Source organism: Ancylobacter sp. (assembly GCF_965279025.1).
In the GTDB taxonomy this organism is placed as follows: domain Bacteria; phylum Pseudomonadota; class Alphaproteobacteria; order Rhizobiales; family Xanthobacteraceae; genus Ancylobacter.
This window is the reverse complement of sequence record NZ_OZ257132.1, coordinates 1,829,912-1,847,377: the sequence shown is the minus strand read 5'-3', so window position 1 is coordinate 1,847,377 and position 17,466 is coordinate 1,829,912. Positions and strand designations below refer to the sequence as shown.

General features: G+C 67.9%; 15 protein-coding genes. 12 read left to right on the top strand and 3 right to left on the bottom strand.

Annotated elements, in window-relative coordinates; translation table 11 throughout:
• The first annotated feature begins 11 nt into the window (after positions 1-11).
• The gene (locus ACQY76_RS08600) at positions 12-740 is read left to right on the top strand and encodes a DUF1028 domain-containing protein (protein ID WP_428032464.1); all 729 of its coding nucleotides are present in this window, start codon (positions 12-14) and stop codon (positions 738-740) included.
• 89 nt (positions 741-829) lie between these two features.
• Here the strand turns inward: ACQY76_RS08600 and ACQY76_RS08595 are convergent, their stop codons facing one another.
• The 3 genes from ACQY76_RS08595 to choX all read right to left on the bottom strand — a co-directional run bounded on the left by ACQY76_RS08595 (position 830) and on the right by choX (position 3,924).
• Entirely contained in the window at positions 830-1,117 is a 288-nt protein-coding gene (locus ACQY76_RS08595; protein ID WP_428032463.1) for a hypothetical protein, read from the bottom strand.
• 262 nt (positions 1,118-1,379) lie between these two features.
• The gene (betC, locus tag ACQY76_RS08590; RefSeq protein WP_428032462.1) at positions 1,380-2,915 is read right to left on the bottom strand and encodes a choline-sulfatase; all 1,536 of its coding nucleotides are present in this window, start codon (positions 2,913-2,915) and stop codon (positions 1,380-1,382) included.
• A 67-nt stretch (positions 2,916-2,982) separates the two neighbouring features.
• Positions 2,983-3,924, bottom strand: a complete 942-nt coding sequence (gene choX / locus ACQY76_RS08585; protein ID WP_428032461.1) for a choline ABC transporter substrate-binding protein — start codon at positions 3,922-3,924, stop codon at positions 2,983-2,985.
• A gap of 152 nt (positions 3,925-4,076) precedes the next feature.
• Here choX and ACQY76_RS08580 point away from each other — a divergent pair, with 152 nt between their 5' ends.
• The 11 genes from ACQY76_RS08580 to ACQY76_RS08530 all read left to right on the top strand — a co-directional run bounded on the left by ACQY76_RS08580 (position 4,077) and on the right by ACQY76_RS08530 (position 17,440).
• The gene (locus ACQY76_RS08580) at positions 4,077-4,991 is read left to right on the top strand and encodes a LysR family transcriptional regulator (protein ID WP_428032460.1); all 915 of its coding nucleotides are present in this window, start codon (positions 4,077-4,079) and stop codon (positions 4,989-4,991) included.
• Between the two features lie 283 nt (positions 4,992-5,274).
• Positions 5,275-6,396: a transporter substrate-binding domain-containing protein gene (locus tag ACQY76_RS08575; RefSeq protein ID WP_428032969.1), complete on the top strand. Its 1,122-nt coding sequence runs from the start codon at positions 5,275-5,277 to the stop codon at positions 6,394-6,396.
• On the top strand, positions 6,396-7,052 hold the full coding sequence (locus ACQY76_RS08570) for an ANTAR domain-containing response regulator (RefSeq protein WP_428032459.1): 657 nt from the start codon (positions 6,396-6,398) through the stop codon (positions 7,050-7,052). The genes ACQY76_RS08575 and ACQY76_RS08570 overlap by 1 nt, the downstream gene beginning before the upstream one ends.
• A gap of 19 nt (positions 7,053-7,071) precedes the next feature.
• Positions 7,072-8,322 carry an urea ABC transporter substrate-binding protein gene (locus tag ACQY76_RS08565; protein WP_428032458.1) on the top strand — a complete coding sequence of 417 codons (1,251 nt, stop codon included), beginning with the start codon at positions 7,072-7,074 and terminating at the stop codon, positions 8,320-8,322.
• Positions 8,323-8,658: 336 nt separating this feature from the next.
• The gene (locus ACQY76_RS08560) at positions 8,659-9,531 is read left to right on the top strand and encodes an ABC transporter permease subunit (protein ID WP_428032457.1); all 873 of its coding nucleotides are present in this window, start codon (positions 8,659-8,661) and stop codon (positions 9,529-9,531) included.
• A gap of 22 nt (positions 9,532-9,553) precedes the next feature.
• The gene (locus tag ACQY76_RS08555; RefSeq protein WP_428032456.1) at positions 9,554-10,618 is read left to right on the top strand and encodes a branched-chain amino acid ABC transporter permease; all 1,065 of its coding nucleotides are present in this window, start codon (positions 9,554-9,556) and stop codon (positions 10,616-10,618) included.
• The gene (locus ACQY76_RS08550) at positions 10,618-11,373 is read left to right on the top strand and encodes an ABC transporter ATP-binding protein (protein ID WP_428032455.1); all 756 of its coding nucleotides are present in this window, start codon (positions 10,618-10,620) and stop codon (positions 11,371-11,373) included. Before ACQY76_RS08555 ends, ACQY76_RS08550 begins: the two co-directional genes overlap by 1 nt.
• Complete coding sequence (locus ACQY76_RS08545; protein ID WP_428032454.1) at positions 11,366-12,079, top strand: ABC transporter ATP-binding protein; 714 nt, start codon at positions 11,366-11,368, stop codon at positions 12,077-12,079. Before ACQY76_RS08550 ends, ACQY76_RS08545 begins: the two co-directional genes overlap by 8 nt.
• 30 nt (positions 12,080-12,109) lie before the next feature.
• On the top strand, positions 12,110-13,102 hold the full coding sequence (locus tag ACQY76_RS08540; protein ID WP_428032453.1) for an acetamidase/formamidase family protein: 993 nt from the start codon (positions 12,110-12,112) through the stop codon (positions 13,100-13,102).
• Between the two features lie 138 nt (positions 13,103-13,240).
• Positions 13,241-14,959, top strand: coding sequence for a nitrilase-related carbon-nitrogen hydrolase (locus tag ACQY76_RS08535; RefSeq protein ID WP_428032452.1), 1,719 nt, complete (start codon positions 13,241-13,243; stop codon positions 14,957-14,959).
• A 108-nt stretch (positions 14,960-15,067) separates the two neighbouring features.
• Positions 15,068-17,440, top strand: coding sequence for a Tex family protein (locus ACQY76_RS08530; RefSeq protein WP_428032451.1), 2,373 nt, complete (start codon positions 15,068-15,070; stop codon positions 17,438-17,440).
• Positions 17,441-17,466 lie beyond the last annotated feature (26 nt).

Genomic DNA, 17,466 nt, shown 5'->3' with positions numbered 1-17,466 from the left:
GAGGTGCCTGCGTGACCTTTTCCATCGTTGCCCGCTGCCCCACCAGCGGCCTGCTCGGCGTAGCCGTGGCGACGGCGGTGCCGGCGGTCGGTTCCATGTGCCCGTTCACCCGCGCCCGCACGGGCGCCGCCTCCACCCAGTCCTGGGTGAATCCCTATCTCGCGCTGGGGGTGCTGGATGCCGTGTCCGGCGGAAAGGGCGCGCGCGCGGCGCTGGAGGACGCGCTGGCGGAGGACAGCTCGCGCGAGCTACGCCAGATCGGCGTGGTCGACATCCATGGCGACGCCGCCGCCTTCACCGGCGCCCAGTGCACGCCCTGGTGCGGGCAGGAGGTGGGCGAGGGCTTCGCCGTGCAGGGCAACATGCTCACCGGCCCCGAGGTGATCTCCGCTATGGCCGCCGCCTTTCGCGCCAGCGCTGGGGAGGCGCTTGACGAGCGGCTGATGCGGGCGATGGAGGCGGGCGACGCGGCGGGCGGCGACAAGCGCGGCCGCCAGTCTGCCAGCCTGCGCGTGCAGGGCGAGGAAGATTATTGCGCCCTCGATCTGCGGGTGGACGAACACCCGCAGCCCGTCACGGAACTCCGCCGGGTGCTGGAGATCGCGCGGCTGCAGCTCGTGCCGTTCGTGGAGGGCATGCCGCGACGCGGCATTGCGGCCGGCCCGGCACCGGAGACGGTCACCTCCATGCTGGCACTCTCGCCGCCGAACCGCCCGGGCGGCGGCGGCAGCGCGCCCTAGGCGGGCGCCTCAAACGAAAAGCGGCGGCCCCTCGCGGAGCCGCCGTTTCACGTGGGACGCCGCATGTGCGGCGCCCGCATCACGAGCACTCAGTTGGTGCTGCGCGCGTTCTGCTCGATCGAGTTGGCGATGTAGGGCTCGACGCCCTGCACGTTCGGCTCCATCGTGGCGGCGTTGCGCCCCTCGATCATGGTGCCCTGGCCGCGTTGCGACCAGCCATCATTGGCCGAACGGTCATAGCTCTGCGCCTGGTTGGTCTGCGGCGACCAGCCGGAATTGCCGCCAATGATCGGACGATTGGTGTCGGCCAGCGCCGGGCCGACAAAAGCAGCCGCGAGAACGGCACCGAGCATCGGAATGGAAATGGTCTTCTTCATAATCACAGTTCCTTGAAGTGCGGGACATTGCGGCACAACAGCACAAAGCTGAAAGCGTCATGTCTCCAGTTTCAATCGACTTTCGCCTGACGAGATCACTCGCGTCCCGTCGGTGAAGCTGTTGGCATAACGGGCGCAGGTCGACATTGTTTCACCTGATCCGGAAGGTTCGGGTGAAAGTCGATCGCAATAGCGTGAGGTCACGCGGCGCAACATTGAGGGGCGCGGCACGCGGCGCCGGCCTTTGGCAGGCCCGGCCGGCCTATTCGCCGCGCGGAAAGCGCTGGTTCTCTTCCAGCACGTTCAGATCCATGTGGTTGCGCATATAGCGCTCCGAGGCCTTCTGCAGCGGCTGGAAATCCCAGGGGTAATAAGCGCCGTTGCGCAGCGCCTCATAGACCACGTGCCGCCGCGCCTGGCTGGCACGCACCTCGCCGTCGAAGCGGGCGAGGTCCCAGCGCGCCCGCATCGCCGCCGTCAGGCGCGCGAGCACATCGGCGCAGACCGGGTCCGCCGCGCGGTTGACCAACTCCTGCGGGTCGTCGTCGAGGTTGGTGAGGATCGGCGGGTCGAGTTCGCACAGGATGAGCTTCCACGGCCCCTCGCGCAGCGCCACCAGCGGCGCGTAGGAGCCCTCGGCGGCGTATTCCATCGGCACCGCGCTGCGTTCGCCCGTGCCGTTCGCCGGCCCGACAAGGCTTTCGCCGTCGGTCCACGGCATGACCCCGCCAAGGTCCAGCCCCACCAGTTCCGCCAGCGTCGGCAGCACGTCGAGCGTCGAGGCGGCGCGCTCCACCCGGCCGGCCGGCAGGCCGGGCGCGGCGATCATCAGCGGCACCCGCGCCGCGCCTTCCAGGAAGTTCATCTTGAACCACAGCCCGCGCTCGCCCAGCATGTCGCCATGGTCGGAGACGAAGACGATAAGCGTGTCCTCGGCCAGCCGGCAGCGCTCCAGCACGTCGAGCAGTTCGCCGATCTTCTCGTCGATATAGGAGATGTTGGCGAAATAGGCCCGGCGCGAGCGGCGCACATCCTCTTCGCTCACATGGCTGGCGGCATGGTCGCTGGCCAGCATCAGGCGCTGCGCGTGCGGGTCCTGCTGCGCGAAGGGAATGGGCGGCACCCGCGGGTTCAGCGCCGGGCAATCCTCGTAGAGGTCCCAGAAGCGCTTGCGGGCGACATAGGGGTCGTGCGGGTGGGTGAAGCTCACCGTCAGGCACCAGGGCCGGGCGTGTGCGGCGTCTTTTCCGCGCGCGAGGTCATAGAGCTTGCGCGTCGCGTGATAGGCGACCTCGTCGTCATATTCGAGCTGATTGGTGATCTCGGCGACGCCCGCGCCGGTCACCGACCCCAGATTGTGATACCACCAGTCGATCCGCTCGCCCGGCTTGGTGTAGTCCGGCGTCCAGCCGAAATCGGCGGGGTAGATGTCGGTGGTCAGCCGCTCCTCGAAGCCGTGCAGCTGGTCCGGCCCGACGAAGTGCATCTTGCCCGACAGCGCCGTGTGGTAGCCGGCGCGGCGCAGATGGTGGGCATAGGTCGGGATATCCGAGGTGAATTCGGCGGCGTTGTCATAGACCCGCGTGCGGCTCGGCAGCTGGCCGGACATGAAGGAAGCACGCGCCGGCGCGCAGAGCGGGCTCGCCGTATAGGTGTTGGCGAAGCGCGCCGAGCGGGCGGCCAGCGCTTTCAGGTGGGGGGCGTGCAGGAAGTCCGCCGGCCCATCCGGGAACAGCGTCCCGTTGAGCTGGTCGACCATGAGGATGAGAATGTTCGGGCGGGCGTTCTGAGCGGTCATCGGCACGGTCCACACAGCGGCAGAAGGGAAGGCCGGCAAGCCTGGTGCGCCGGCCTTCCGCGATGCGTCACAGGCCGAGCGAGGCCTTGACCGCCGGCAGGCCGGGCTTGCCGTCGAGCGTGGTGACGCCGTCGAGCCAGGGCCCGAGCACGGCCGGGTCGGCCTTGAGCAGCGCCTTGGCCGCGGCTTTCGGGTCCTGCCCGTCATCGAGGATCTTGCCCATCATGGTGTTTTCCATGGCGAGATCGAACGTCAGGTTCTTGAACAGCGCCGCCGCGTTGGGGCACTGCGCCGCCCAGCCGGTGCGGGCCAAGGTGCGCACGTCGGCGCCGCCGAAATTCGCGCCGAAATAGGCATCGCCGCCGGAGAGATAGGTGATGTCGAACGTCTCGTTCATCGGGTGCGGCGCCCAGGCGAGGAACACGATCCAGGCCTTGCCGTTCTGCGAGCGCTTCACCTGCGCCAGCATCGCCTGCTCGCCCGATTCCACCACCTTCCAGCCCTTGAGGCCGAAATCATTGGCGTCGATCATCTTGAGGATGTTCTGGTTGGCCGGCGCGCCCGGCTCGATGCCGTAGATCTTGCTGTCGAACTTTTCCGCATTGGCGGCGAGGTCCTTGAAGTCCTTCACCCCACCTTCCGCGACATAGCTGGGCACGGCGAGGGTGAACTTGGCGCCCTTGAGATTGGTGGCCAGCACCTCGGCCGCCTTGGCCTCGTTCAGCGCATCGATGAATTTCTGCTGCGCCGGCATCCAGTTGCCGAGGAAGACGTCGATATTGCCGTTCTTCATCGATTCATAGCCGATCGGCACCGACAGGGTCTTCACGTCCTGGCTGTAGCCGAGGCCGTCGAGCAGCACGCCGGCAATGGCATTGGTGGAGGTGATGTCGGTCCAGCCGGGGTCCGACATGCGGATGGTCTTGCAGGCGGGCGCGTCGGCCGCCGTGGCGGGAACGGCGGCGAGGAGGAGGGAAGCGGCAGCAGCGGCCAGCACGAAACGGTTCATCGGGATACACCTCTGGAAGGAGTGAGAGCCGTGAGATGTTCAAGCAGCCGCCTTGTCGAAGCTGCGGCTTTCCTTGCATGGCGACCATCAGGCGGTTAAATGTTCGGGGCTGTGAAGCCCGATATTTTCGATGATCGACATAAGCTGTCTCTATGTCTGAACGTCATCTCGACCTTGGCTGGATGCGGGTGTTCGAGGCCGTCGGCCGGCTCGGTTCGATCACTGCGGCGGCCCGCGCGCTGGGGCTTTCGCAGCCGGCGGTGAGCTATGTGGTGCGCGAGCTGGAAACCCAGCTCGGCACGCCGCTTCTCGTGCGCGGCCATCGCGGCAGCACGCTCTCCCCGGCCGGCGAGGTTCTGCACCGCGCCACGGTGGCGGCGGTCGCCGAGATCGACGGCGCCGCCCGCGCGGTGCGCCGCCTCAGCCGGCGGCCGGTGGTGCGGCTGTTCACCGATTACGGCTTTGCCTCCTTCTGGATGATGCCGCGCGTCGCCCGCTTCCGCCGCGTCCAGCCGGAAACCGATGTCCACATCATTGCCTCCGCCGGCGCCGATCCCGGTCTCGACGGGGCGGAGGACGTCGCCGTGCTGTTCGGCGCGCGCCGCGACTTCCCGCCGGAAAGCGTCCAGCTTTTCGAGGAACACATCTCGCCCGTGTGCAGCCCGGCCTTTGCCGCCCGTCACGGGCTCGGCGGCGACCCCGGCCGCATCGGCAACCTGCCGCTGCTGCATCTGGAAAGCACGCCGCAGCCGCGCTGGTTCGGCTGGAGCGACTGGTTCGCCGCCATGGGGCTTTCCCGAGGCCCGGCCGCCAGCGATCTCAGCCTCAACACCTATGGACTCGTCGTGCAGGCGGCCATCGCCGACCAGGGCGTCGCGCTGGGCTGGGCCGGGCTTATCGACGGCGCCCTCGCCGATGGCACGCTGGTCGCCATCGGCCCGCCGCTGTCGCGCGCCGAGACCGGCTATTGGCTGGCGCCGGGCAACACGGTATCGGAACCCGCGCGCGACCTTATCGGCTGGATCCTCGCCGAAGCGCGCGGAATCGGTGGGAGCGCACCCGCCTGAGGCCTCGATGACCGGCGCTATCGGGGACGGCGCGAAAAAGGTTCTTGACATTGAGGTAACTTCACGCGAGCCTAATAAACGAGCGGCGGGCAAAGATGCCCATTGTCGCAGCACTTCTCGGCAACATTTCCAACGACGGCGTATCTACGCTGCTGGTTGGTGGCAACGACGCCCACGGCCTGACGGCCGGCGGGCGTTTTTTGTTTTGGGCTTCGGCCCGGATTCGTTTGGGTCAGAAGCCCGGTTGGAGCGACGCGTGTCGAAGCACTTCCGCATAGGGGTCATGTTCTCGACGACGGGACCCTACAGCGTCGTTCCCCGTTCCATGCTGAACGGCGCGCTGCTGGCGGTTGCCGAACGTCCGGCTCCGGGCATCACCATCGAGCCCGTCGTGGTCAATCCGGGCGGCGATCTCGCGCGCTACGCGGCGCTGAGCCGCGAATTGCTGCATGACGGGGTTCGCCATGTGGTGGGGTGCTACACCTCCTCCAGCCGCAAGGAAGTCATCCCCTGCTTCGAGAAGCATGACGCGCTGCTCTGGTATCCCTCGCATTATGAAGGGTTCGAGAGCTCCAACAACGTCATCTACACCGGCGCCTCGCCGAACCAGCACGTGCTGCCGCTGGTGGACCACGCGCTGGCGACGCTGGGCTCCTCCGCCTTCTGCATCGGCTCCAACTACATCTGGGCGTGGGAGAACACCCGCATCTTCCGCGAGGCGATGACCGCGCGCGGCGCCCGCGTGCTGGCCGAGCGCTATGTGCCGGTGGGCGACACCGAGATCGACCAGGTGGTGGAGGCGATCCTCGAAGCCCGGCCGGCCTTCGTGTTCAACAATCTGATCGGCACCAGCAACTCCGCCTTCTTCCGCGCCTTCCGCGCCGCCTGCGCCGCGCGCGGCATCGACCAGCGCAAGACCTTCCCGGTGGTGAGTTGCACGCTGTCGGAGCCCGAGCTGGAGGAGATCGGCGCGGAGGCGGTGGACGGACATCTCTCCTCCTCGGTGTATTTCTCCTCGCTCGCCTCGCCGGCCAATGCCGCCTTCACCCGCTTCTACCGCGAGACGTTTCCCGACGGCCCGGCGACCTCGGCCGATGCCGAGGCCTCCTACATCGCGATGAAGCTGCTCATCCTGTCGCTGGCCGAAACCGGCACTGACGACGTCGAGGCGGTGAAGGAAGCCGCCACCCGCCAGCACCTGCTGGCGCCGCAGGGCGAGGTGCGCATCGACCCGCAGACCCTGCACGCCTATCTCACGCCACGAATCGGGATTTCAAATGCGAAGGCGCGCTTCGACATTCTCGTCGAGGCGCCGGGCCCGGTGCGCCCCGACCCCTATCTCGTCCAGTCGTCGCCGCGCTACGCGGTCGCTGCCCGCAACTCTTCACTGAGAGTGGTAAAGTGATGGCACCTCGGCTGCTCCAGAACTTCAATGGCGGGCGGGCGCACATCGTCACGTCCAGCCTCACCGCCGTCGAGGCGCTTGAAAAGACGCTGGGCAAGCTCGGCGTCACAGCGGTCTATCCGGCGCTGGTGGACGGGCGCGCGCAGATCGACCTCGCGAGCCTGCAGCCCGAGCGCGACATCCTGTTCATTGACGGCGATCTCGACAATGCGGTCGCGCTCGACATCGACGCCGGGGCGCACCAGCCGCCGGTGCCGGTGATCGGCCTCGTCGGCGTGGAAGCGCCGAGCCGGCTGAAGCACCTGATCCAGCTCGGCGCCTCGGCGTTCCTGCGCAAGCCGGTGCAGGGCGGCGCGGTCTACACGGCGCTGTTCCTCGGCATCAACCAGTTCCTGTTGCGCGGCGACCTCCGGGCGCGGCTCGACGACATGGATCGCCGCCGGCGCGGCCGCCGCGCGGTGGTAAAGGCCATCATCGCCCGCATGAACGAGGCGGGCGTCGATGACGACGAGGCCTATGAATGGCTTCGGCGCGAAAGCATGCGCTCGCGGCAGACTCTCGAGGCCTATTGCGAGACGTTCATGACGGCGAGGGCTGGCCCCCTCGATGAACCGATGCAGCACCGCCCGGCGGAGCCACGCGCGGAAAGAAGATAACCTTTCACAGGAGAAGAAAATGAACGGGAAGACCATGCGGGGGCTGCGTGCCGCAGCCCTCACGGGGACGCTTTTGCTCGGCGCCGCGCAAAGCCTCACCCCCGCTTTCGCCGCCGATCCGATCAAGCTCGGCGTGCTCGAGGACCAGTCCGGCGACTTCGCCGCCGCGACCATCGGCAAGGTGCACGCCATCCAGCTCGCCGCCGAGGAGATCAACAAGGCCGGCGGCATCGATGGCCGCCCGCTCGAACTGGTGATCTACGACACCCAGTCCGACAATACCCGCTACCAGGAATTCATGCGCCGCGTGCTGCAGCGCGACAAGGTCGACGCGGTGTTCGCCGGCTTCTCCTCCGCTTCGCGCGAAGCCTACCGGCCGATCGTCAACCAGTTCGACGGCCTTGCCTTCTACAACAACCAGTATGAAGGCGGCGTCTGCGACGCCAACATGATCGTCACCGGCGCGGTGCCCGAGCAGCAGTTCTCGACCCTCATCCCGTGGATGATGGAAAAGTACGGCAAGAAGGTCTACACGCTCGCCGCCGACTACAATTTCGGCCAGATCTCGGCCGAATGGGTGCGCAACATCGTCAAGGAGAATGGCGGCGAAATGGTCGGCGAGGATTTCATCCCGCTCGGCGTGTCGCAGTTCTCGCAGAACATCCAGAACATCCAGAAGGCCAAGCCGGACTTCGTGGTGACGCTGCTGGTCGGCACCGCCCAGGCCTCCTATTACGAGCAAGCCGCCTCCGCCAACGTCAACCTGCCGATGGCTTCTTCCGTGAACGTCGGCCAGGGCTATGAGCACAAGCGCTTCAAGCCGCCATCGCTCAAGGACATGTACGTCACCACCAACTACATCGAGGAAATCGACACCCCGGCCTCGAAGGACTTCTTCGCCAAGTTCAAGGCGAAGTTCCCGGACGAGCCCTATGTGAACCAGGAAGCCGAGAACTCCTATCTCGCGGTCTACCTCTACAAGCAGATGGTGGAGCGCGCGAAGTCGACCAAGCGCGACGACCTGCGCAAGGAGATCGCCAAGGGCGATGTCTGCATGGACGCGCCGGAGGGCAAGGTCTGCCTCGACCCGAAGAGCCAGCACATGTCGCACACCATCTACCTCGCCAAGGTCGGCGCGGACCACTCCATCACCTTCCCGAAGGTGTGGGAGGGCATCAAACCGTACTGGCTGGGTGAAGCCGGCTGCGACCTGACCAAGAGCGACCCGAGCGCGCAGTACACGCCCTCAAACCCGCCCCCGAAGAACTGAGCGGATCACGGCAGGACGGCCTGACACCGGCGTGGCACGCGGCCGCGCTTCGTCATCCCGGCCAACCGAAGCGCCGAGCCGGGATCGCGAGCCAGATGGTCATGCGATCCCGGAGACGGCCTCCGGCCGTTTCGGGATGACGACGTATAGTTGCGCCGCCCGCCACTGAACCGGCTGCCGTCTTGTTCCCCTCGGCGGCATCCCGGGCATCGCCCCGGCCAGACCCCCCAGCCTTGGCCGGGGCGATCGCTTTCTTCCCCGCACGGTCGCCGTCCGTTTCGTCTCCCTTCGCGCATTCCTCGATACGAGTCACCGAACTCAAAGGCCCCACCGCACATGGATGTCGGAACTCTCGCCTTCTCCGCGCTCTACCAGTTCGGCGACGCCTTCGCCTTTCTGGTGCTGTCCGCCTGCGGCCTCGCCGTCATCTTCGGCATGATGGGCGTGATCAATCTGGCGCATGGCGAATTCATCATGTGCGGGGCCTATGTCACCGTCTCCGCCGCCCATGCCGGGCTGCCGCTGCCGCTCGCCATCGCCCTCGGCGCGCTCGTCGCCGGGCTGGTGGGGGCGCTGGTGGAGATTCTGGTCATCCGCCATCTCTACGACCGGCCGCTCGACACCATCGTCGCCACCTGGGGCCTCAGCCTCATCTTCACGCAGGGCACGCTCATCGTGCTCGGTTCCACCATGGCCGGGGTGGGCACGCCCTTCGGCAGCTTCCAGGTGGGCGACTATTCCTATTCGCTCTATCGCCTCGTGCTGTGCGGCATGGCGGTGCTGGTCATTGCCGGGCTCTACGCGCTGTTCAACTGGACGCGCTTCGGCGTCATGGCCCGCGCCACCATTCAGGTGCCGCACATGGCCGCCGCGCTCGGCATCGACACCCGCCTCGTCTACAGCCTCACCTTCGCGCTGGGCGCGGGCCTCGCGGGCCTTGCCGGCGGGCTCTATGCCCCGACCATGACGCTGGTGCCGACCATGGGCACCACTTTCATCATGGAAGCCTTCGTCACCGTCGTCGTGGGCGGCGCCGATGTGTTCCTCGGCACCGCGCCGGCGGCGGCGGTGCTCGCCGTGGTCAAGGCGACCATGACCTCCTGGTACGGCCAGCTCGCCGGCCAGATCGGCCTGCTCATGGCCGTCATCATCGTCATCCGGGTGCTGCCGCGCGGCATCTCCGGCTTCCTCCTGCGCGAGCGGGCCTGATCCCGGACACGGAAACGAACACATGAACGCGCTCTCACGCTTCTTCCGCCGCCTCGAAGGCCCGCAGACGCTGGGCCGGGGGCCCGGCTTCTGGATCGGCTTCCTCGTGGTGCTGGCCGGCGCCTGCGCCTACCCGCTGTTCTCGGACGGCTATACGGTCGGCAACACGGTGTATTTCTTCACCTGGATCTTCATGGCGCTGGGCCTGTCGCTCATCTGGGGCTATGGCGGCTCGCTCTCCTTCGGCCAGACGGCGTTTTTCGGCATTGCCGGCTACAGCTACGGCATTCTCACCATCAATTTCGGCGCCGCCTACGGCTTCACCTTCGTCGCGCTGCTGTTCGCCGTGGCAATTGCCGCGCTGTTCGCGGCGCTGCTGGGCTATTTCCTGTTCTTCGGGCGCATCTCGGGCGTGTTCCTCGGCATCGTCACATTGTCGATCACGCTGGTGCTGGAGCGCTTCATGGCGCAGACGGCGGGGCCGGAATGGAAGATCGGCACGGCCCGGCTCAACGGCTTCAACGGCATGAGCAACATGCCGCCGCTCACCTTGCCCTGGCCGGGCGGCGACATCGTGCTGTTCCCGGACGTGCAGCTCTATTACGTCGTGCTCGGCATGCTGGTGCTGGTCTATCTCGGCCTGCGCATCCTGGTGAACTCGCCCTTCGGCAATGTGCTCGTCGCCATTCGCGAGAACCCGGAGCGGGCGGAAATGCTCGGCTACGACATCCGCAAATACCAGCTCGGCACCTTCGTCATCGGCGCGGCGCTCGCCGGCCTATCGGGCGTGCTCTACACCAGCTGGGGCCAGTACATCACGCCCTCCTCCATGGGCATGACCGCCGCCGCTTTGCCCATCGTCTGGGTCGCGGTGGGCGGGCGCTCGGACCTGACCACGACGCTGGTCGGCACGGTCACCGTGCTCGCCGTGTTCCAGGCGCTCACCATCCATGGCAGCCAATACGCGCTGGTCGTGATGGGCGTCATGCTGGTGCTCACCGTGCTGCTGGCGCCGCGCGGCCTCATCTTCGCCCTCGCCCGGCTCGTCGCCCGGCCCTTCTCCAAGCGGCAGCCGGGAGACGCCTGATGCCGATGCTCCAGACCCAGGGCCTCAACAAGCGCTTCGGCGGCCTGCACGTCACCAACAATGTCGACCTGACGCTCCAGGCCGGCGAGGTGCACTGCCTCATCGGGCCGAACGGCGCCGGCAAGTCGACCTTGTTCCGGTTGATCCTCGGCGAGCACCTGCCGAGCAGCGGCACCATCCTGTTCGGCGGCGAGGACATCACCAGCCTCAAGCCGTTCCAGCGCATCCGGCGCGGCATGAGCGTGAAGTTCCAGGTGCCCGGCATCTTCAAGGCGCTGAGCGTTCAGCAAAACTTGGAGATCGCGATGCAGCACCATTACGACCCGGCGGTGCTGGGCGAGGAGATCGAAAAGCTGCTCGCCTTCCTCAACCTCACGGCGGATGCCCGGCGCCTCGCCGGCAACCTGTCGCACGGCCAGAAGCAGTGGCTGGAGATCGGCATGGCGGTCAGCCTCAAGCCGCGCCTGCTGCTGCTCGACGAGCCCACCGCCGGCATGTCGCCGGAGGAGACCCACGCCACCGGCGAGATGGTCAAGCGCCTCAATGCCGAGGGCATGACGGTGCTGGCGGTGGAGCACGACATGGCCTTCGTGCGGCAGGTCGCGCAGCAGGTCACGGTGCTGCATCTGGGCAAGGTGTTCGCGCAGGGCTCGATCGACGAGATCGTCGCCAATGAGGATGTCGCCGCCATCTATCTCGGCCAGACCACGGCCCACGAGACCGCGCACGAGCCGGCGGGAGGCCCCCATGCGTAAGGAAGTCATGCTCTCCACCCTCGGCCTGCGCGCCGGTTATGGCGGCAAGCCGGTGCTGCAGGGCCTCGACATCGAGGTGCGCCAGGGCGAGATCGTCGCCGTCATCGGCCGCAACGGCGTGGGCAAGTCCACCCTGATGAAGAGCCTGATCGGCCTCGTGCCGGCGATGGAAGGCTCCATCGTGTTCGGCGACAAGCCGGTGGAGCAGCTCTCCGCCTTCAAGCGGGCGCGGCTCGGCATCGGCTATGTGCCGCAGGGCCGCGACGTGTTTCCCCGCCTCACCGTGGCCGAGAACATCGCGGTGGGCGGCATGCGCACGGGGCGCGTCACCGACGCCGACCGCGAGCGCGTGCTCGGCTATTTCCCCATCCTGCGCGAGCGCTGGGGCCAGCGCGCCGGCACCATGTCCGGCGGGCAGCAGCAGCAGCTCGCCATCGGCCGGGTGCTGGTGGCCAACCCGCAGCTCATCCTGCTCGACGAGCCCTCCGAGGGCATCCAGCCCAACATCGTGCAGGACATCGCCCGCATCATGGTGCAGCTCAACAAGGACACCGGCGTCACCATCGTCCTGGTCGAGCAGAACATCGACATGATCCGGGCAATGGCGCAGCGCTGCTACGTCATGGACAAGGGCCGCGTCGTCGCCGAACTCACGCGCGAGGGGCTTGCCGATGGCGAGGCCATGCGCCGCCACCTCGCCGTCTGAACCAACAGCCGGAAATCCAAGGAGAACATCATGTCCTGGCTCGCGAACTCCCTGATGGCACGCAAAGGCCTCGCCAAAGGCCAGGCCGGCGCCTCCCACTCCCTCACCGAGGCGGAGCAGGGCAAGTACCACTATGTCTATGGCCCCTATGTCGACCCGGTGCTGCGGGTCGATCCCGGCGCGGTGGTGGCGGCGGAAACCCATGACGCCTTCGAGGGCGCGATCAAGAGCGAGAGCGACAACCCGCTGGAGATCCTGAACTTCCCCTATCTCAACCCGCAGAACGGCCCGATCTTCGTCAATGGCGCGGAAAAGGGCGATACGCTCGCCGTCTACATCAAGAACATCGTGCCGCGCGGCCCGCAGCCGGTGGGCACCACGCTGATCATGCCGGATTTCGGCGGTCTGGTGCCGACCAAGGACACGGCGATGCTGAACGCGCCGCTGCCGGTGCGGGTCAAGAAGCTCCATGTCGATGCGCAGACTGGCACCAAGTGGAGCGACAAGATCACCCTGCCCTACGTGCCCTTCATCGGCACCATCGGCACGTCGCCGGAGATCGAGGCGATCACCTCGCTGCAGCCGGACTATTACGGCGGCAACATGGACCTGCCGGATGTCGGCATCGGCGCGGTCATCTATCTCCCGGTGAACATTGCCGGCGGCCTGCTCTATCTCGGCGATTGCCACGCCACCCAGGGCGATGGCGAATTGTGCGGCGTCGCTTTGGAGCACCCCACCGTCACCACCATCCAGATCGACCTCATCAAGGGCTGGACCATCCATACGCCGCGCCTGGAGACCGAGGACTTCATCATGTCCATCGGCTCCACCCGGCCGATGGAAGACGCCACCCGCATGGCCTATCGCGACCTCATCCGCTGGATGGCGGCCGATTACGGCTTCGACGAGATCGAGGCCTACATGCTGCTCACCCAGTGCGGCCGCGTGCGGCTCGGCAACATGGTTGACCCCAAATACACGATGGGCGCCTCCATCCTGAAGTCGTACCTCACGGCCTGAGCAGGACCACCCTTATGGCCGGGCCAGTCCCGGCCATGAGCGCCTGACACCGCATCGCCCGCCATCCGAGCGACATTCCGGGCCCGCCGCCTCAACCGGCCGGGCGCCGAACGCTCCTCCATGCCCGGAGACTTTTCGATGACCACGCCGCTCAAGGTCGCGACCGTCCAGTTCGAGCCGACCATGTTCGAGAAGGAGCGCAATATCGCGCGCCTTGCCGCGCTGGTCGCGCAGGCCGCCGGCGAGGGCGCGCGGCTCATCGTGACCCCGGAAATGGGCACGACCGGCTATTGCTGGTTCGACCGCGCCGAGGTCGCCCCCTTCGTCGAGCCGATCCCCGGCCCGACCACCGAGCGCTTCGGGGAAATCGCCCGCGCGCAGGACTGCTACATCGTCATCGGCATGCCGGAGGTCGATCCGGCGACCAACCTCTATTACAATGCCGCCGTGCTCATCGGCCCGGACGGCGTCGTCGGCACTCACCGCAAGACCCACCCCTATATTTCCGAGCCGAAATGGTCGGCGCCGGGCGATCTCGGCCATGCGGTGTTCGACACGCCTGTCGGGCGCATCGCCATGCTGGTGTGCATGGACATCCATTTCGTCGAGACCGCGCGCGTGGTCGGGCTCGGCGGCGCCGACATCATCTGCCACATCTCCAACTGGCTGGCCGAGCGCACCCCCGCGCCCTACTGGATCACCCGCGCGGTGGAGAACAGCTGCTACCTCATCGAATCCAACCGCTGGGGGCTGGAGCGCACGGTGCAGTTCTCCGGCGGCAGCTGCGTCATCGGCCCGGACGGCGCCATCGAGGCGGTGATCGACAGCGGCGACGGCGTCGCCTGCGTGGAGATCGACCTGGAGCGCGCCCGTGCCCGCCGCATGCTCGGCGAGCCGGTGTTCGAGCAGCGCCGGCCGGAGCTCTATATGGAGCTGCCGACCAACACCTTCACCTGGAACCCGCTCGACTTCTTCACCCTGTATGGCCACCGCCCGCTGCCCAAGGGCCGCCGCTCGCAGGTCGCGGTGGCGCAGTTCGCCCCCACGGGCGACATGAGCGCCAATCTCGAGCGCATCGAGCAGCTGGCCCGCGAGGCCCGCGCCGACGGGGCCGAGCTCGTGGTGTTCCCCGAGCGCGCCGTCACCGGCCTCGACGCGCCCGCCGCTGTGCCGCTGGACGGCGAGGCGGTAGCCCGCCTCGTCGCCATCGCCACCCGCTACGGTGTCCACCTCGCCGCCGGCCTTGCGGAGGAGGAGGACGGCACGCTCTACAATGCCGCCGTGCTGGTCGGGCCGCAGGGGGTGATCGGGCGCTACCGCAAGACCCATCTCGACGCCTCGGACCATAATTGGGCGAGCGCGGGCAGCGAGTGGGGCGTGTTCGACACCACATTCGGCCGCATCGGCCTGCTCATCGGCCACGACGCCGCCTTCCCGGAGGCCGGGCGCGTGCTGGCGCTGCGCGGCTGCGATCTCATCCTCTGCCCGGCGGCGCTGCGCGGGGCGCTCACGTCGGCCCATGCCGGCACGGCGATTGCGCAGAACTACCCGATCCCCACCGGTGCCGATCCGCATCACTGGCACCTGATGCGGGCGCGGGCGGGCGAGAACAACGTCCATCTCGCCTTCGCCAATGTGCTCGACGAGGCGTCCGGCTATGGCGGCAAGAGCGGGGTGTTCGGGCCGGATACCTTCGAGTTTCCCCGCCGCGAGGCGATCCTTACCGCCGGCGAGGGCGTGGTGACGGCGGAAATTGACACCAGCAATCTCGACACGCCCTACCCCACCAATGTGGTGCGGCGGAAGGATCTGGTGACCATGCGCCAGCCCCACCACTATCTGCCGCTCATCCGCTGACGGCAGCGCTTCCATCCACAAGCCACGCCGCCGGAGGTCGCGGCGTGGCCTTCCGGCGCCCGAATGAATATGGTCTCGCCACCCCCTCAAGCGATTCCGTGTTCCCGCATGACCGACCCCCGCACCCTCGCCACCTCCATCGCCCGCCAGATTGCCGGCGAGATCAATGCGCGCCCGGCGCAGGCGGAAGCCGCCATCGCCCTGCTGGACGAGGGCGCCACCGTCCCGTTCATCGCGCGCTACCGCAAGGAGGCGACCGGGGGGCTGGACGACACGCAGCTGCGCCTGCTGGGCGAGCGGCTGATCTATCTGCGCGAGCTTGAATCGCGGCGCGCCGCCATTCTCGACTCCATCCGCCAGCAGGAAAAGCTGACCCCGGAGCTGGAAGCCTCGCTCGGTGCCGCCACCACCAAGGCGGAGCTGGAGGACATCTACCTGCCCTTCAAGCCCAAGCGCCGCAACCGGGCGGAGATCGCCCGCGAGCGCGGCCTCGGGCCGCTGGCCGAGGCGATTCTGGCCGACCGCGCCGCCGTGCCGGCGGACGTCGCCAAGGCCTACCTCACCGACGAGGTGGCGGATGTGAAGGCGGCGCTGGAAGGCGCGCGCGATATTCTCTCCGAACAGTTCGCGCAGAATGCCGATCTGCTCGGCCGGCTGCGCGGCCATTTGCGGCAGAACGCCAATCTCCACGCCCGCGTGGTGACCGGCAAGGAGGAGGCGGGGGCCAAGTTCTCCGACTATTTCGACCATGTCGAGCGCTGGGCCACTGCCCCGAGCCACCGCGCGCTCGCCATGCTGCGCGGGCGCAACGAGGACGTGCTGGCGCTGGAGATCGAGGTCGACGCCGACGACACCCGCCCGCTCAAGCCGGTGGTGCGGATGATCGGCGAGGCCTACGCCATCGGCGACAGGCTACCCGGCGATGCGTGGCTGATGGAGGTCGCCGGCTGGACCTGGCGGGTGAAGCTGTCGCTGCACCTCTCTCTCGACCTGATGACCGAGCTGCGCATGCGCGCGGAGAAGGAGGCGATCGACGTCTTCGCCCGCAACCTGAAGGACCTGCTGCTCACCGCCCCGGCCGGCTCGCGCACCACGATGGGGCTCGATCCCGGCATCCGCACCGGGGTGAAGGTCGCGGTGGTGGACGGCACCGGCAAGCTGCTCGCCACCTCCACGGTCTATCCCTTCCAGCCGAAGAACGACGTGCGCGGCACGCAGGCAGAGCTGGCCCGCCTCATCCGCGCGCATGGCGTCGATCTCATCGCCATCGGCAACGGCACCGGCGGGCGCGAGACGGAAAAGCTGGTGGCCGACTTGCTGGCCGCCCTGCCGCCGTCGGACAGCGGCACCCGGCCGCTCAAGGTCGTGGTGTCGGAAGCCGGCGCCTCGGTCTATTCCGCCTCGGAACTCGCGGCGGCGGAATTTCCCGGCCTCGACGTGTCGCTGCGCGGCGCGGTCTCCATCGCCCGCCGGCTGCAGGACCCGCTGGCGGAACTCGTCAAGATCGACCCGAAGTCGATCGGCGTCGGCCAGTACCAGCACGATGTCGACCAGTACCACCTCGCCCGCGCGCTCGATGCGGTGGTGGAGGATGCGGTGAACGCGGTCGGCGTCGACCTCAACACCGCCTCCGCCTCGCTGCTGGCGCGGGTGTCGGGCCTCGGCACGGCGCTGGCCGAGGCCGTGGTCGCCCATCGCGACGCCAACGGCCCCTTCGCCAGCCGCAAGCAGCTGAAGGATGTCGCCCGGCTCGGCCCGCGCACCTTCGAGCAATGCGCGGGATTTTTGCGCATCCGCGACGGCAATGAGCCGCTCGACGCCTCCTCGGTGCACCCGGAAGCCTATGGCGTGGCGCGCAAGATCGTTGCCGCCTGCGGGCGCGATCTGCGCAGCCTGATGGGCGACAGCGCGGCGCTGTCGGGGCTCAACCCCGCCGCCTTCGTCGACGAGCGCTTCGGCCTGCCCACGGTGCGCGACATCATCGCCGAGCTCGACAAGCCCGGCCGCGACCCCCGCCCGGCCTTCAAGACCGCGACCTTCGCCGACGGCATCGACGACATGAAGGATCTGAAGCCCGGCATGGAGCTGGAAGGCACGGTGACCAATGTCGCCGCCTTCGGCGCCTTCGTCGATATCGGCGTGCATCAGGACGGGCTGGTCCACGTCTCCCAGCTCGCCGACCGCTTCGTCAAGGACGCCCATGAGGTGGTGAAGGTCGGCGACGTGGTGAAGGTGCGGGTGCTGGAGATCGACCTCAAGCGCAAGCGCATCTCGCTCTCCATGCGCCGCGACGCCGCCGCTTCCGCCGCGCAGGGCGAACGCGGCCCGGGGCAGAACCGCGACAATCCCAACCGCGACACCCCCAACCGCGACAAGCCGCAGGGCCCGCGCGGGCCCGCCCGCCCGCCGGCACGGGAGCCGCGCGAAGCCCCGCAGGGCGCCCTCGGCGCCGCCCTGATGGACGCGTTCAAGCGGCGCTAGCGCAGGGCGACGGGCAGCGTCAGGCC

Coding starts and splice junctions, on each gene's coding strand:
- ACQY76_RS08595 (WP_428032463.1), bottom strand. CDS start 1,117: ATGAAGAAGACCATTTCCATTCCGATGCTCGGTGCCGTTCTCGCGGCT.
- betC (WP_428032462.1), bottom strand. CDS start 2,915: ATGACCGCTCAGAACGCCCGCCCGAACATTCTCATCCTCATGGTCGAC.
- choX (WP_428032461.1), bottom strand. CDS start 3,924: ATGAACCGTTTCGTGCTGGCCGCTGCTGCCGCTTCCCTCCTCCTCGCC.
- ACQY76_RS08580 (WP_428032460.1), top strand. CDS start 4,077: ATGTCTGAACGTCATCTCGACCTTGGCTGGATGCGGGTGTTCGAGGCC.
- ACQY76_RS08575 (WP_428032969.1), top strand. CDS start 5,275: ATGTTCTCGACGACGGGACCCTACAGCGTCGTTCCCCGTTCCATGCTG.
- ACQY76_RS08570 (WP_428032459.1), top strand. CDS start 6,396: ATGGCACCTCGGCTGCTCCAGAACTTCAATGGCGGGCGGGCGCACATC.
- ACQY76_RS08565 (WP_428032458.1), top strand. CDS start 7,072: ATGAACGGGAAGACCATGCGGGGGCTGCGTGCCGCAGCCCTCACGGGG.
- ACQY76_RS08560 (WP_428032457.1), top strand. CDS start 8,659: ATGGATGTCGGAACTCTCGCCTTCTCCGCGCTCTACCAGTTCGGCGAC.
- ACQY76_RS08555 (WP_428032456.1), top strand. CDS start 9,554: ATGAACGCGCTCTCACGCTTCTTCCGCCGCCTCGAAGGCCCGCAGACG.
- ACQY76_RS08550 (WP_428032455.1), top strand. CDS start 10,618: ATGCCGATGCTCCAGACCCAGGGCCTCAACAAGCGCTTCGGCGGCCTG.
- ACQY76_RS08545 (WP_428032454.1), top strand. CDS start 11,366: ATGCGTAAGGAAGTCATGCTCTCCACCCTCGGCCTGCGCGCCGGTTAT.
- ACQY76_RS08540 (WP_428032453.1), top strand. CDS start 12,110: ATGTCCTGGCTCGCGAACTCCCTGATGGCACGCAAAGGCCTCGCCAAA.
- ACQY76_RS08535 (WP_428032452.1), top strand. CDS start 13,241: ATGACCACGCCGCTCAAGGTCGCGACCGTCCAGTTCGAGCCGACCATG.
- ACQY76_RS08530 (WP_428032451.1), top strand. CDS start 15,068: ATGACCGACCCCCGCACCCTCGCCACCTCCATCGCCCGCCAGATTGCC.